The 13,764-nt window shown below is 65.3% G+C and carries 10 protein-coding genes; 5 read left to right on the top strand and 5 right to left on the bottom strand.

What is annotated here, in order from left to right; translation table 11 throughout:
• Positions 1-319: 319 nt before the first annotated feature.
• The 3 genes from G3446_RS11125 to G3446_RS11115 all read right to left on the bottom strand — a co-directional run bounded on the left by G3446_RS11125 (position 320) and on the right by G3446_RS11115 (position 4,173).
• Positions 320-754: a response regulator gene (locus tag G3446_RS11125; RefSeq protein ID WP_164452904.1), complete on the bottom strand. Its 435-nt coding sequence runs from the start codon at positions 752-754 to the stop codon at positions 320-322.
• Between the two features lie 3 nt (positions 755-757).
• The gene (locus G3446_RS11120; protein ID WP_164452903.1) at positions 758-1,006 is read right to left on the bottom strand and encodes an ATP-binding protein; all 249 of its coding nucleotides are present in this window, start codon (positions 1,004-1,006) and stop codon (positions 758-760) included.
• 326 nt (positions 1,007-1,332) lie between these two features.
• A complete protein-coding gene (locus G3446_RS11115) occupies positions 1,333-4,173 on the bottom strand; it encodes a valine--tRNA ligase (RefSeq protein WP_164452902.1) in 2,841 nt (946 codons plus the stop codon).
• Between the two features lie 140 nt (positions 4,174-4,313).
• Between G3446_RS11115 and G3446_RS11110 the strand changes: the two genes are divergently transcribed.
• Both G3446_RS11110 and G3446_RS29135 read left to right on the top strand, forming a co-directional pair.
• Positions 4,314-4,499 carry a hypothetical protein gene (locus G3446_RS11110; protein WP_164452901.1) on the top strand — a complete coding sequence of 62 codons (186 nt, stop codon included), beginning with the start codon at positions 4,314-4,316 and terminating at the stop codon, positions 4,497-4,499.
• Positions 4,500-4,801: 302 nt separating this feature from the next.
• Entirely contained in the window at positions 4,802-5,053 is a 252-nt protein-coding gene (locus tag G3446_RS29135) for a response regulator (protein WP_425338391.1), read from the top strand.
• On the opposite strand, the gene G3446_RS11100 is transcribed toward G3446_RS29135, so the two are convergent.
• Positions 4,975-7,413, bottom strand: a complete 2,439-nt coding sequence (locus G3446_RS11100) for a winged helix-turn-helix domain-containing protein (protein WP_164452899.1) — start codon at positions 7,411-7,413, stop codon at positions 4,975-4,977. The genes G3446_RS29135 and G3446_RS11100 overlap by 79 nt on opposite strands.
• A 216-nt stretch (positions 7,414-7,629) precedes the next feature.
• Here G3446_RS11100 and G3446_RS11095 point away from each other — a divergent pair, with 216 nt between their 5' ends.
• The 3 genes from G3446_RS11095 to ppdK all read left to right on the top strand — a co-directional run bounded on the left by G3446_RS11095 (position 7,630) and on the right by ppdK (position 13,226).
• Complete coding sequence (locus G3446_RS11095) at positions 7,630-8,556, top strand: HDOD domain-containing protein (protein WP_164452898.1); 927 nt, start codon at positions 7,630-7,632, stop codon at positions 8,554-8,556.
• Positions 8,553-9,641 (top strand): GGDEF domain-containing protein, encoded by a 1,089-nt coding sequence (locus G3446_RS11090; RefSeq protein ID WP_164452897.1) that lies wholly within the window; start codon positions 8,553-8,555, stop codon positions 9,639-9,641. Before G3446_RS11095 ends, G3446_RS11090 begins: the two co-directional genes overlap by 4 nt.
• An 813-nt stretch (positions 9,642-10,454) precedes the next feature.
• A complete protein-coding gene (gene ppdK / locus G3446_RS11085) occupies positions 10,455-13,226 on the top strand; it encodes a pyruvate, phosphate dikinase (RefSeq protein ID WP_164452896.1) in 2,772 nt (923 codons plus the stop codon).
• 241 nt (positions 13,227-13,467) lie between these two features.
• On the opposite strand, the gene G3446_RS29130 is transcribed toward ppdK, so the two are convergent.
• Entirely contained in the window at positions 13,468-13,542 is a 75-nt protein-coding gene (locus G3446_RS29130; RefSeq protein WP_425338390.1) for a BrnA antitoxin family protein, read from the bottom strand.
• Positions 13,543-13,764 lie beyond the last annotated feature (222 nt).

Raw genomic sequence — 13,764 nt, 5'->3', positions numbered from 1 at the left:
TGAACGAAGAGGGGTAGCGTCTCGGATACGCTGGCGTAGCGCCTCGACCGAGCCAGACGTTGGCAGCGGAAGCACGAAGTCGCCCAGATTTCGACAGCTCCGGGGCGGAGGCGTCCAGGTTGGGATAGGTGGCTCAGGCAAGGCCAAGCATGACCCAGTCGCTGCTCCGAGCATTTCGAGCCAAGCGCAACAAGGGCGCAAGGTGGTGCTTGTGAGGCTGGAGAGGGTCCGGTTGCTGCCGGCACTGGGGGGATACCGCCAGAGTAAGGCCAACTAGCTGGAGTAGCGACCCATGCGGACTTTCCCGCAGGATACCGGGTCAGATTCCTGGTTTCGTTCCCTCGCTTGTCTTGATCTCTAGGATTTGCAGGGCCGATTCCAGGGCAAAGGCGTCGACACAGCGCATGAAGCGAGCGAAGTCGTCTCCGAGGATGTCCTTCAGCAGTGCGGCGTGCCTATTGCGGGCTGACAGCGCTGCCCTGTCGCAAGCTGCAAGCGGCGCGGTGACCTGGCTTAGGACCCCCTCTCTTGCTTCGACTTCAGGCTGCACGTCGACAGCATTGGCAGACGCCTCTGAGGAGGCGGGTGCCGGCGGCGTTGCCGATCGCTCTGCGGCCGGCTCAGGTGTCGGTTGCATGAGCCAGCGCAGCAGGGTTGCTTCGAGCTCCTGCGGCCTCGCCGGTTTCGGGACATTGTCGTTCATTCCTGCCGCGAGGCAGGCTTGACGATCCTTGGTTAAGACATTGGCTGTCATCGCCTAGATCGGCTGATTACGCGCGTGCGGCATGGTACGGATAACGCGTGCGGCCTCCAGTCCGGCCATTCGGGGCATCCCGATGTCCAGCAGGATGAGCGGATATTCGCCAACGCGCACCTGCTCGACGGCCTCCCCGCCCATCAAGCGGGCCAATCGACGTGTAATGGCGAGCCCCAGGCCTGTGCCGCCGTATTGGCGTGTGGTGGACTGGTCCCCTTGTTCGAACGCAGAGAACAGTCGCGGCAGCACCTGCTCACGGTCAGACCTTCTCCGTCACGCTTCGAATCTGTCTCAGTGTGGCGGACGGAGCTGGTGGCTTGGTGAGAAAGCCTTAAAGCTCTCACGCAATGACTTACTGGCTTGGTGCCCGCTGAACTGCCGGATTCGGGCGCAGCGATCTCTTGTTGGAATTGACGGTGGGTAGCGGGCCGATCCAGGACTGGTGTGCTGCCGCTGGACGCGGACTGCGCACTGGGTCGGACAGGATCTCGTCCGCTTGTGCTTGGGCTGCGATCCAGCCACCCTCCTGCCGAGGGTGGCTGGGCTTCAGTGGAAGCGACCTTCAGTGGAAGCGATTACAGCGCCGCGATCTTCGCCCGCTGGGTCTGAAGATTCTCGATCGCTGCGGCATGCTGGGACAGCTTGTCGCGCTCTTTCTGGACGACCGCCTCGGGTGCCTTGTCGACGAAGCTCGGGTTCGTCAGCTTCTTCTCGGTGCGGGCGATGTCGTCGGTCAGGCGCGTGATCTCTTTGTCCAGGCGCTTGAGCTCGGCGTCCTTGTCGATCAGGCCGGCCATCGGAATCAGCAGCTTCATGGCGCCGACCAGGGCGATGGCCGACTCGGGCGCCTCGGATTCGTCCGCGAGCACCGTGATCGACTCTGTGCGGGCGAGGAAGTCGAGGTAGGGGCGGGCGGTCTCGAGCCAGACCTTGTCCTGATCCGAGGCGTTGGCGACCAGCACGGGCAGCGGCTTGCCGGGCGGGATGTTCATCTCGCCCTTGATGCGGCGGATGCCGAGGATGCACTGCTTGACCCAGTCGATCTCGGCGACGGCCTGCGGATCCTCGGACGCTGCGTCGGCGACCGGGAAGGGCGCCAGCATGATGGTGTCGCCCTCGACGCCCGCGAGCGTCCGGACCTTCTGCCAGATCTCCTCGGTGATGAAGGGCATGATGGGGTGGGCGAGGCGCAGCAGGGCCTCGAGCGTGCGGACCAGGGTCTGACGGGTGCCGCGCTTGGCGGCGTCCGAGGCCTTGTCGCCGGCGAGGACGGGCTTGGACAGCTCCAGGTACCAGTCGCAGAGCTCGTTCCAGGTGAATTCGTAGATGGCCTGGGCGGCGAGGTCGAAGCGGTAGCCCTCGATGGCCTCGGTGACGGTGGCCGTGGTGCTGTCCAACCTCGAGCGGATCCAGCGGTCGGCGGCGCTCGGCTCGACGGGGTCGGAGCCGGTGCCGCAATCCTGGCCCTCGGTGCTCATGAGCACATAGCGCGAGGCATTCCACAGCTTGTTGCAGAAGTTGCGGTAGCCTTCGGTCCGGCTGAGGTCGAACTTGATGTCGCGGCCCGTGGAGGCCAGCGCGGCGAAGGTGAAGCGCAGGGCGTCGGTGCCGAAGCCGGGGATGCCGTCTGGAAAGTCCTTGCGGGTCGCCTTGGCGATCTTCTCCGCGAGGTGCGGCTGCATCATGCCCTTGGTGCGCTTCTCGACCAGGGGCTCCAGCTCGATCCCGTCGATGAGATCGATGGGGTCAAGCACGTTGCCCTTGGACTTGGACATCTTGTCGCCGTGGGCGTCGCGCACCAGGCCGTGGATGTAGACCTCGCGGAAGGGCACGTCGCCCATGAACTTGAGGCCCATCATGATCATGCGGGCGACCCAGAAGAAGATGATGTCGAAGCCGGTGACCAGGACAGAGGTCGGGTAGAAGGTCTTGAGGCGGTCGGTCTCCTCCGGCCAGCCCAGGGTACTGAAGGGCCAGAGTGCAGAGCTGAACCAAGTGTCCAGCACGTCCGGATCCTGGAACAGCAAGACTGCGGGGCCAAAGCCATGCTTGTCGCGCACCTCCTGCTCGGAGCGTCCGACGTAGACGTTGCCCTCGCTGTCGTACCAGGCCGGGATGCGGTGTCCCCACCAGATCTGGCGGCTGATGCACCAGTCCTGGATGTTGCGCATCCACTCGAAGTAGGTGTTCTTCCAGTTGTCCGGGACGAAGCGGATGTCGCCCTTTTCGACCGCCGCGATGGCCGGGTCGGCGAGCGGCTGGACGCGAACGTACCATTGATCGGTCAGATAGGGCTCGATGACGGCGCCGGAACGGTCGCCGCGCGGCTGCTGGAGCCTGTGGTCCTTGATGTTGGCGAGCAGACCGAGCTTTTCGAGGTCGGCGACGATGCGCTTGCGGGCCTCGTAGCGGTCCAGGCCGATGTATGCGGCTGGGATGAGCTGACCCTCTTCCGGCTCGTTGTCGCGAATGGCGGCATCCGGCGTGAAGATGTTGATGAGCCCGCCGTGCGGCTGATCGGCGATGCCTGTCTCGTCGCGGTGACGCTGCCAGACCTGGTTGTCGTTGAAGTCGTGCGCGGGCGTGATCTTGACGCAGCCGGTGCCGAATTCGGGGTCGGCGTGCTCGTCGGCGATGATCGGAACCCGCCGGCCGGTCAGCGGCAGCTCGACGAATTCGCCGATGAGGTGCTTGTAGCGGGCGTCTTCCGGGTTCACGGCGACCGCGCAGTCGCCTAGCATGGTCTCGGGGCGAGTGGTGGAGACCACCATGTAGACCTGCTCCTTGGCGCCCGCCGGCTGGACGACGGGATAGCGCATGTCCCACATGTGGCCGCCCTCTTCCTCGGAGAGCACCTCCAGGTCGGAGACGGCGGTGTGGAGGACCGGATCCCAGTTCACCAGGCGCTTGCCGCGGTAGATCAAGCCTTCCTCAAAGAGTCGGACGAAGACCTCGCGCACCGCGTCCGAGAGCCCCTCGTCCATGGTGAAGCGCTCGTGCTCCCAGTCGAGCGATGAGCCCATGCGCCGGAGCTGGCGGGTGATGGTGTCGCCGGACTCGGCCTTCCATTCCCAGATGCGCTCCAGGAACTTGTCGCGGCCGTAGTCGTGACGCGTCTTGCCCTCGGCGTCGATCAGACGCTCCACGACCATCTGGGTCGCGATGCCGGCATGGTCGGAGCCTGCCTGCCAGAGTGTGCGCTCGCCCTTCATCCGGTGATAGCGGATGAGCGCGTCCATGATGGTGTCCTGGAAGGCATGACCCATGTGTAGGCTGCCCGTCACGTTGGGCGGCGGGATCATGATGCAGTAGGCACCCGCCTCACCCTGCTCCGAGGGGACGAAGTAGCCGCGCTCTTCCCAAGTTTGGTACCAGGTCTTCTCCAGGGTCTGAGGATCGTAGTTCTTGTCCAGCATGGTGCTCAGGCTCGTGGTCGGGGCGGATGCCAAACCCGGCAGTATAACGCATGCGTTGGGGCGCGAGCCTGGCAAACGTCAAGGCAGGTTTGGCACCGCCGCGCGCGAGCGATGCTGGGATCCGGGCCGTTTTTAGTGGGATGGAATTGGCTTGCACCGGACACGGAATCGGGTTTCGATCCCGGCTGGCGGTCAATGTCGCGCTGGGCGCCCTCATGACCCTGGTGCTGTGGCCCATGACCGCGCCTTACTGGCAGCTGCTTCTGTGGTATCCGGGCCTGCTACTGGTGACCGGGCTGCGAGCGGCTCCTCCATTGGCGGGCTGATCTGGGGCGGCTTCGGATGGCTGCTCGCGCCGGGCGGCCTCGGTCGTCCTTTGGTCCAACCGCGCAGTCGGTGGGAGCGGCGCCCCGCCGCGACTGGCGCCTGATCGCGCCGGGGGCGGCGCTCTCAAGCAAGGCCTGCCTGACGACGCGTCTCGAAGCACCTTTGGTACGAAGATTCTCGGAAATCGCCCAAAACCTTGGTGATAGCGATGCTGGCTCGTCTGGGCTGCGCGGTGGACGTCGCGGCCAATGGTATCTAGGCCGTGGAGGCATTCGATCGGGGGCGTTTCGACCTGGTGCCAATGGATGGCGAGATGCCTCTGATGGACGGTATTGCTGCGACCCGACGCATTCGCGAGCACGAGTGCGCGCGCGGTCTCGTCAAGACGCCCATCGTCGTCGCGACTGCGCACGCCTTGCCGCAAGACAGGGCAAGCTCTCTGCGCGCTGGCCTCGACGGTGACTTGGTCTCGCCCTATTCCTTGGGGGAGCTAGAGGGTGTCCTCATGCGCTGGCTCTCCCCGGAGGCCGCCGAGGAGACTGGCAGGCGCTGAGGTCCGGGTCGGTCACTGCGTTCGCCAGCGGGCGGGCGGTCTGCCGTGGCGGTCTCTCGGCGCGCGAGGTCCATCTCGATCGCCTTCCAGTCCTGGTCGATGCTGTCCTGAATCCGCGTCTGGATTGCTTGATATGCCTTTGACCCGCGGAGCGGCTCGAGGACCGGGTCGGCTGCGAGCATCCTGACGTTCCGGAAGCCGCGATCGACCGCGGCGCGAAGTTGCGCCAATGCCTGCGCCGAGTCGCCGCGGAGGAGGGCGAGCCGCGCCTGGACGTAGCTCAAGGCGAGGCTGTCCCAGCCGCGTCGGCGCGCTGTCGCGAAGTCCGTCTCGCAGCGCGTCAGCCATGGTCGCGCGGCCTCTGTGGCGCCGAGCTGGGTCTGGACGTCTACGAGCGAGGTGCAGACGAAGAGGTCGTAGTCCGTGCGCTCGATCGGATGGACGCGGCCTTCGAGGCTCTTCGTGAGGCGTGCCCGCGCCTCTTCGAGCTTTCCCGCGAAGGCGTCCGCCAAGCCAAGGCGGGCGTTGGCGAGGCGCCACTCGATCTCCTGCACGCGCGGAGATGCGGTGAGTCTGGACTCGTAGCGCTCGGCTAGAGCATCGCTCGGAAGGCTGCCGATCATGAGGCTCATGCGATCCAGGTAGAGCTGGAGTGCGCGGCCGGGCGTGGCCTGGTCCGGACTGGCCGGCAGCAGCTCGCGCACCGCCTGATCCTGCCCCAGGTAGGCGAGCGCCAGTGCCATGCTGCCCTTCGAGAGGTCGTCCCCGGGGTCGATCGACAGGGCGGCCTCGGCCCAGTGGTAGGCCGCGACCAAGTCGCCGGACTCGAGTGCAATGCCAGAGAGCACCCGGTAGGCCTGGGGCGCGTTGCGAATGGTTTGGACCAGCTCCTCCAACAGCTTGCGCCCGTCTTGAGGGCGGCCGGACCAGCTCAGGGCATTGGCGAGGTTCACCCTTGTCGAGACCATGAGCGGCTCGAGCGCTTGGGCCTGACGAAAGGCGTGGAGGGCGTCGCGCAAGCGTCCCTGTTGACGCTCTGCCAGGCCTAGCCACATCCAGCCTTCGCTGTAGCTGGGATCCTCGGCGATCGCGCGTCCGAGGTATTCCTCCGCCAGTCCGTAGCTGCCCTTGAGGTAGTGGGAGAGGCCGATGGCTCCCAGCAGCTCCGGGTCCTCTGGCGCGGCGCGCAAGGCCTGCTCGAGCAGCGGCTCGGACTGCTCGAGCGCCTCGCGAAAATCCAAGTCGCCGTAGAAGGACAGCAGGAGCAGGGTGGCGGCCAGCTCGCGCTTCGCGCCGACTAAGCCGGGATCGAGCTGCATGGCGTGCTCGAAGGCATCGCGCGCCAGCCGCAGCGCTGGCGCAGACCGCGTTCGCCGATGCGCTTGGCCGAGGAGGAAATAGCCGTAGGCGGCCTTTGCGCCGCCGGCTCTGGCCTGCTCCTCGGGCCGCGGTCCGCCTTTCAGGCTGGCCTGCAAGGCATCGGCGATCCGCTGCGCGACCTCGGTCTGGAGCCCGAAGATATCGCCGTCGCGGCGCTCGAAGACTTGGCTCCATCGCTGGCTTTCGGTGGACAGGTCCGTGATCGTCGCTGAGATCCGCAAGAGATCCCCAGCGCGTCTGAGGCTGCCCGTGACCGCTACGTCCGCGCTCAGCCGCCGACCGACCTCGGTGAGGCCCAGCCTGCTGTCGGCCGCCAGCCGTGCCGAGACGGGGCCTAGAACCTGCAGCCGATGGCCCCCGCCGAGCAGGTGGGCGAGCTCGATGGAAAAGCCCTCGGCGATGAAGTGGTCCGATGTCTTGTCGGAAAGGCTGGTGAAGGGCAGCACGACCAGCCGGGGGTGAGCCGTCTGCGCCGCGTCTTCCGGTGCCTGCGTCAGGAGGCGCCAGAGGCCGAGCGCGAGCATCACGGCTAGGAGGGCCACGGCAAGCGGCCAGCGGTGCTTCAGGTCGAGGCGGCTCCCCGTCCATGGCGGGGAGCGGCTGGGTGGTGCCGAAGGCTGGGGATCCCTGGACTCTTGGCTGTCTCCTCCGGGCCGGACGACGTCCACGAGCAGCCGATAGCCACGCTTGGGCAGGGTCTCGATATAGCGCTTTTGCGCGCTGTCGTCTCCTAGTGCCTTGCGGAGCTTGGCGATGGCCTGATAGAGCGAATGATCGCCAACCACTGTCCCGCTCCAGACGCGGGACAGGATCTCCTCCGTGCTCACGACCTCGCCGGGCCGCTCTGCCAGGAAGACCAGCAGGTCGGCATGGCGCGGCTCGAGGCGCCTTTCCTCACCGTCCCGGCGCAGCAAGCTTCTGGCCGGGACCAGCTCCCAGTCGCCGATGCGCAGTGTCTGATCGCCTGGGCTGGGTGTCATGCGTGCAGAGGCGCTTGGCCCGCGCCGCGATGCTGTCTGACGTCGCTCAAAGCGTGCACGTCGCTCAGTGTGACTGCGGCTCGTCGAACCACCATCGGACACTCCTCCAGCGGCCTTCAGCAAAGCATTAGAAAACCCTCAGGCTCCCCTCAGGCGATCGGCTGGCTGGCTTGGTACTCCTCATGAGGAGATTTCAGGGAGCCAGGATACACAGCGATGAGCATACAGAAGAAGAACGGCGGCGCCAGCCCTCCATTGGCCCTGGTTGGGGATATTGCGGCCAGGGCGCGGATCCAGCGGCTTTCGTCACTGCCACCCTTGCCGAGGCGATCGCAAGAGCTGCTGCGATTGCTGACCGACCCGGAGCTCAACATCCTCGAGCTGGTTGCGCTGATCGAGCAGACCCCGGCACTGGCGGGGCGCATCCTGGGCGTTGCGACCTCGCCTTTCTTCAGGAGCCCGGTGCCGGTCCGCGGCATCTCGGACGCCATCATACGGCTGCTCGGCCTGAATCTGGTGCGCGACCTCTCCTTGTCGCTGATCCTGAGTCAGCCCTTCGATGCTCGGCGCTGCCCGGGCTTCGACCCAATGCGCTATTGGAAGCATGCCATGATGACGGCGACCTTCGCGCACGCCCTTGCGCCGAGCGTGCAGGCCGCGGATGCGCCAAGCCCATCGGAGGCCTATCTCGGCGGACTCCTTCATAGCCTCGGGCTCTTGGCGCTGGTGCATGTCGCGCCAGACGCCATGGGTCTGGTCTTCCGCGAGCTGGCCGCAGGGTCCAAGCGACGCCTCTCCGAGGTCGAGCGGACGCTGGCTGGAATGGATCACGTCGAGGCCGGGGTCGAGCTCGCGCGGGTCTGGCGTTTGCCTGCCGCTGTCGGCGCCGTCATGGCGCACCATCGAGACGCAAGCTATCGAGGCGACCACTGGCTGGTGGTGGCGACGATCACGCTCGCAGACAGGGTGAGCAAGGACTGTCTCGACGATGCGCCTCCCGTGGACTGGGGGCGCGAGCATTGGCCTCTGCGAGAGGCCCTGGGCATTCGCCCTGTCGTCTGGGGCCAGATCCTCGAGCGTTGGCGGGCGCGATCCCAGGACATCGCCGACTTGGCTGCCATTCTCGCGGGGACGCCGTCATGATGGGGTCGGGAGGGAGCACCGAGCGCGTCGAGCCGGGCGCCCTCTTCCTCGTCGATGCGCTCGCCACGATGCGGACGCTGGTCACGCTACTCGGGCAAGACCAGGAGGCCGTTGTGCTCTTGGGCGTCGTCCACACACTGATGGAGCACCAGGAGATCGACGGCTGCGCCATTCATCTCGACCGCTCCGTCTTCGACGGCAGGGGGGCGGTTCACCCAGACCTGCATGCCGCCGAGGGAATGCCGTCGCTGCTCGTCGAGCTCGCCGGCAGGCTTTCCGAGGACGTCATCCGCACGGAAATCAGCCGGCATGAGCCGGACCTCTCTCGTCGGACCGACGCGCTGGCCGGAAGCCTGATGATCCTGCCGATCCGAGCGCGGTCGGTCGTCGTCGGAACCGTCTCCGCATGGGGGCGCGAGCCCCTTTGTTTCGAGGTTTGGCACCAGAACCTCCTCAAGCTCGCCTGCGACCTGCTCGGGCTGCGTTTTCTCCCGCGGCTCGATCATGATCGCCCTCGGCTTGCCGAGGGGGCGGGAGGCCGGCAGGGCCCCTTCCCTCGGTCCGGGCAGGCCGGACTTCAGCCCAGTGTCGATCTTCAGGATGACCTGGGTAGTCGGGCCGAGCTTGTGGATCCGGTCGATTTCGGATTCAGAGTGGATCGAGCGATTCGTGGCGCAAAGCGGCGTGAGAGCCTGCTCTGTCTGTTCTACATCCATATCGATAGGGAGCGAATCATTCGGCAGCTCCCTTCCGATTGGATGTCCGAGCGGGTGGTCGAGATCCTCATAGATCGCCTGCGACGATTCTTTGCCCCCGAGCTGGGGCTTGCGCGCCTGACCGATGAGGATTTCGCCGTCCTCGCCGATGTCGCTGCTGCGGACCGAGCCTCGACACTTGGCGAGTCCCTGCTCAAGAGCATCGAAGCTCTGAAGATTTCGCTCGCGGGGCAACGCTTGGAGATCGGACTCAGTGTTGGGGTCGCCGTGTCTGCGTCTGGCTGGCTGTCTAGCGAAGTCGCCTTGGAAGAGGCTCGGGCAGCATGCGCGGTGGCGCGGCGCCAGGGTGGTGGGGTGATCGCTCCTTAGGGGCGCGGCCTGCGCGGAAGCGCCCTGGATCGCATAGACCCAAGGGACACCCTGGTCTGGGGCTGTGTGTCTGACAGCGAGCGAATGGTGCGCGTCCCTTGTCAGCGGCTTCCTCTCGTCCACCAAGCCCCTGACGCCTGGCTCGCCCCGCCCATCCTCGATCCGGCTTGTGCCTGAGTGGAGCGACATCTGGAGGCCGCCGATGTCAGTCTGACCGTCCGGGCCGGCTGATCGTCCGGGTTGGCAAGGCTTGCGAGTCCATCGGATTGCCAATCGTGACAGACGCGATTGCTATTTCCTCGGCGCATCCTTCACTCGCCGGCTTGGGCCACATGGCCATTACGCGGACCCCCCGTGATCCAAAGCCGCGCATTTTTCAGGGTTGACCAAAACAGTCTGACCCGTTGCCCCTCCCGCTCGCTCCCTGAGATCCCCAGTCTCCCTGCTCGCCTTGCCTCGGTGCGTGTCTGTGTCTCTCGAATCCGAGGGGCCTGGAAGAAAGTGATTATTGGTCAGTGGTTTGCGGTCAGTGCTCGTGTCTGGGACAGGGCTCCCGCAGAGTTGGGTATGCGGGCGGATGGCTCGCTCCCGATCGTTCAGCTGCGCATCGGACTGGCGGGCGAAGGGCGAATTTTTGGGCTCTGGCCCGATCGGAAGCTAATCTCGATCATGAAAAGACGAATATTCACTATTTGAAGGCTAGCTCTTGTCCCGAGGTCTGCCACAATAAGCGCCGTGAACCGCTCCTCTGCCAGGGCTTCGCACAGCCTGGATCTCAATCAACCCAACCTGCGAGAGAGGCCGATCCAACCGATGGACACCACAACCAAGTATGTTTTCGCTTTCGAGGAAGGAGATGGAAAGAACAAAAAACTGCTCGGGGGGAAGGGTGCCAATCTCTGTGAGATGACCCAGATCGGGCTGAATGTCCCGCCCGGCTTCGTGATCTCGACCGAGGCCTGCTTGCAGTATCTCGCGGACGCCAAGCGGACCCTTCCGCCTGGCTTGATCGATGACGTGCATGCCCAGATGCGGGCGCTGGAGGAAAAGACCGGCAAGGGATTTGGCGATGCCACGAATCCTCTACTGGTATCGGTGCGCTCCGGCTCGGCCATGTCCATGCCCGGCATGATGGACACCATTCTCAACCTCGGCTTGAACGCGGATACCCTGCAAGGCGTCATCGATGCCACCGACGATCCGCGCTTTGGCTATGACGCCTATCGCCGTTTCATTCAGCTCTTCGGCAAGGTTGCCTTGGGTGTCCCGGACGAGGCCTTCGACAAGGAGTTCGAGGAGATCAAGGAGGCGGCACACGCGAAGCAGGACGTCGACCTGTCCGCCAATGACCTGCGCGAGACCAGCGAGCGCTTCCTCAAGGTCGTCGAGGAGGCCACCGGCAGCCCCTTCCCGTCGGACCCCTATCAGCAGCTCGAGATCGCCATCAAGGCGGTCTTCAACAGTTGGATGGGACGGCGCGCGGTCGATTACCGCAAGCAGTTCCACATCACGCCCGAGATGGCCGATGGTACGGCGGTCAATGTTTGCACCATGGTCTTCGGCAACCGCGGCGACGATTCCGCCACAGGTGTCGCCTTCACCCGCAATCCGGCCTCGGGCGAGAACAAGCTCTATGGCGAGTACCTGATCAATGCCCAGGGCGAAGATGTCGTCGCCGGCATTCGCACGCCCAAGCCGATCGACCGGCTCAAGACCGAGATGCCCGATCTGGCCAGTCAGCTCGACGAGCTGCGCGACAAGCTGGAGAGCCACTACCGCGAGGTGCAGGACTTCGAGTTCACCATCGAGCGCGGCCAGCTCTACTGCCTGCAGACGCGCAACGGCAAGATGAACACCATCGCCATGGTGCGCTCCTCGGTCGAGATGGAGAAGGAAGCGCTCATCAGCAAGGAAGAGGCGCTGCTGCGTATCCAGCCCGAATCCCTCGAGCAGATGCTCTTCCCGCGGCTCGACCCGACCGTCAAGGCGGAAGGCGTGGCGCAGGGGCTTCCGGCCTCGCCGGGCGCGGCCTCGGGCATCGCGGTCTTCGACGCCGACCGCGCCGAGCAGCTCGGCAGGGAGCAGGGGCACAAGGTCATCCTCGTCCGCGAGGAGACCAAGCCCGAGGACATCCACGGCTTCTTCGCCTCCGAGGGCATTCTGACCTCACGTGGCGGCAAGACCTCCCACGCCGCAGTGGTCGCGCGCGGCATGGGTAAGCCCTGTGTCGCCGGCGCCGAGGGGATCAGCGTCGACGTGAACCGCCGCGAGGCCCGGGTCGGCATCACCAGCTTCAAGGAGGGCGATGTCATCACCCTTGATGGCACCTCGGGCAAGGTCTATCTGGGGGCGATCCCGACGGTCGAGCCGGATTTCACGCCCGAGCTGAATACCCTGCTGACCTGGTCCGACGAGATGGCGCGGCTCAAGGTCATGGCAAACGCCGATACCCCGGACGATGCGCGTCGCGCGCGCCGCTACGGTGCTGTGGGCATCGGTCTGGCGCGCACGGAGCGCATGTTCAATGACGTCGAGCGGCTGCCCATCGTCATCGAGATGATCGTGGCCGAGACGCCCGAGCAGCGCCAGGCGGCGCTCGACAAGCTACTGCCGCTGCAGCGGACCGACTTCCGCGACCTCTTCGAGGTGATGTCGCCCAATCCGGTGACCATTCGTCTCCTCGATCCGCCGATTCACGAGTTCCTGCCCGACGAGCACGTGCTCGAGCGCGAGCTCTCGGAGCTGCGTGTCCTGGCCCAGAGCGCGCGCGGCGTGACTGTCCTCGCCGGGGCCATGGGGCTTCTGCATGCGTCCGAGAGCCTGAGGCATGAGGTCGACACCGCGCGGCGCATGGTCGATCCGGCGGTCGTCGAGGAGGCCATCTCCAAGAAGGAGGCGATGCTCCGCAAGGTGCGGGCGCTCTACGAGACCAACCCCATGCTCGGCCACCGCGGCGTGCGGCTGGGCATGACCTTCCCAGAGATCTATCAGATGCAGGTCCGGGCGATCCTGGAGGCGGCGGCCGAATGCGCCAAGGCGGGGATCGAGGTGCATCCTCAGATCAAGGTGCCTCAGGTCTGCACGGCGCAGGAGCTGCGCAAGGTCAAGCAATTCGTCGACAGCATCCACGCCGAGGTCGTCGAGCGCTACGGCAAGCCGGTCTCGTTCAAGTTCGGCACCATGATCGAGGTCGTCCGCGCCTGTATGCGAGCGGAATCCCTGGCGGAGGAGGCCGAGTTCTTCTCCTTCGGCACCAATGACCTCACGCAGGCGACCTTCTCCTTCTCGCGTGAGGACGCCGAGAACAAGTTCCTGCCGCTCTACAACCAGGCGAACATCCTGCAAGACAACCCCTTCGAGGTCTTGGACGTCAAGGGTGTCGGCAAGCTCATGGGCCTCGCCGTGGATTGGGGGCGCTCGGTGAAGCCAGATCTCCACGTGGGCATCTGCGGCGAGCACGGTGGACATCCCGCGTCCATCGAGTTCTGCCACCAAGCCGGCTTGGACTATGTGAGCTGCTCCGGACCACGCGTGCCCATCGCGCGCCTGGCTGCCGCGCATGCGGCGCTGAAGGCGGCGCGCTAAGCCTGCCTGCCCTCGGCGCGCCGCGCTTCGCGGCGCGCCGAGGCTTTCGTCGTTTGGGGGCTGAGCGGCTGTCTTTGCTCGACGTCGACGAGGCCAGCCGCATCTTCGGCGAGCTAGACCGCGTCCAGCTCGAGAAACGTATTTAGTAGGTGCGGCTTCAGCCGCATCACATCAGCGTATTTGCTGTTGCGGCTGAAGCCGCACCTACAGCGAAAACAACGCACCCCGGTCTAGACGGGGCTTACAGGCGTGTCTCGACATACTCGCGGACGATCTCGCTGATACGGGTCTGCCAACCTGGCCCCGTTGCCTTCATCCCAAAAAGAGCAGTTGAACCGGAAAGGGCACAAAGAGCGCAAAGGATTTCGGCACCTTGTCTGCGAAGCGATGCTTACCCAGAGGGTGAAGCGACGCAGCAATGCAAGCCTCTGTTTTTCTTCGTGTCCTTCGCGCCTTTGGTGTGCCAGGAGAAACCTGGCCAGTCTAGCAGCCTGCGAGGTGGCTGCCATGTGAACTGCTGATGAGACATGTAGCTGCG

Origin of the sequence: Thiorhodococcus minor (assembly GCF_010820565.1) — a bacterium.
In the GTDB taxonomy this organism is placed as follows: Bacteria; Pseudomonadota; Gammaproteobacteria; order Chromatiales; family Chromatiaceae; genus Thiorhodococcus; species Thiorhodococcus minor.
This window is presented reverse-complemented; position numbering and strand designations above follow the sequence as displayed.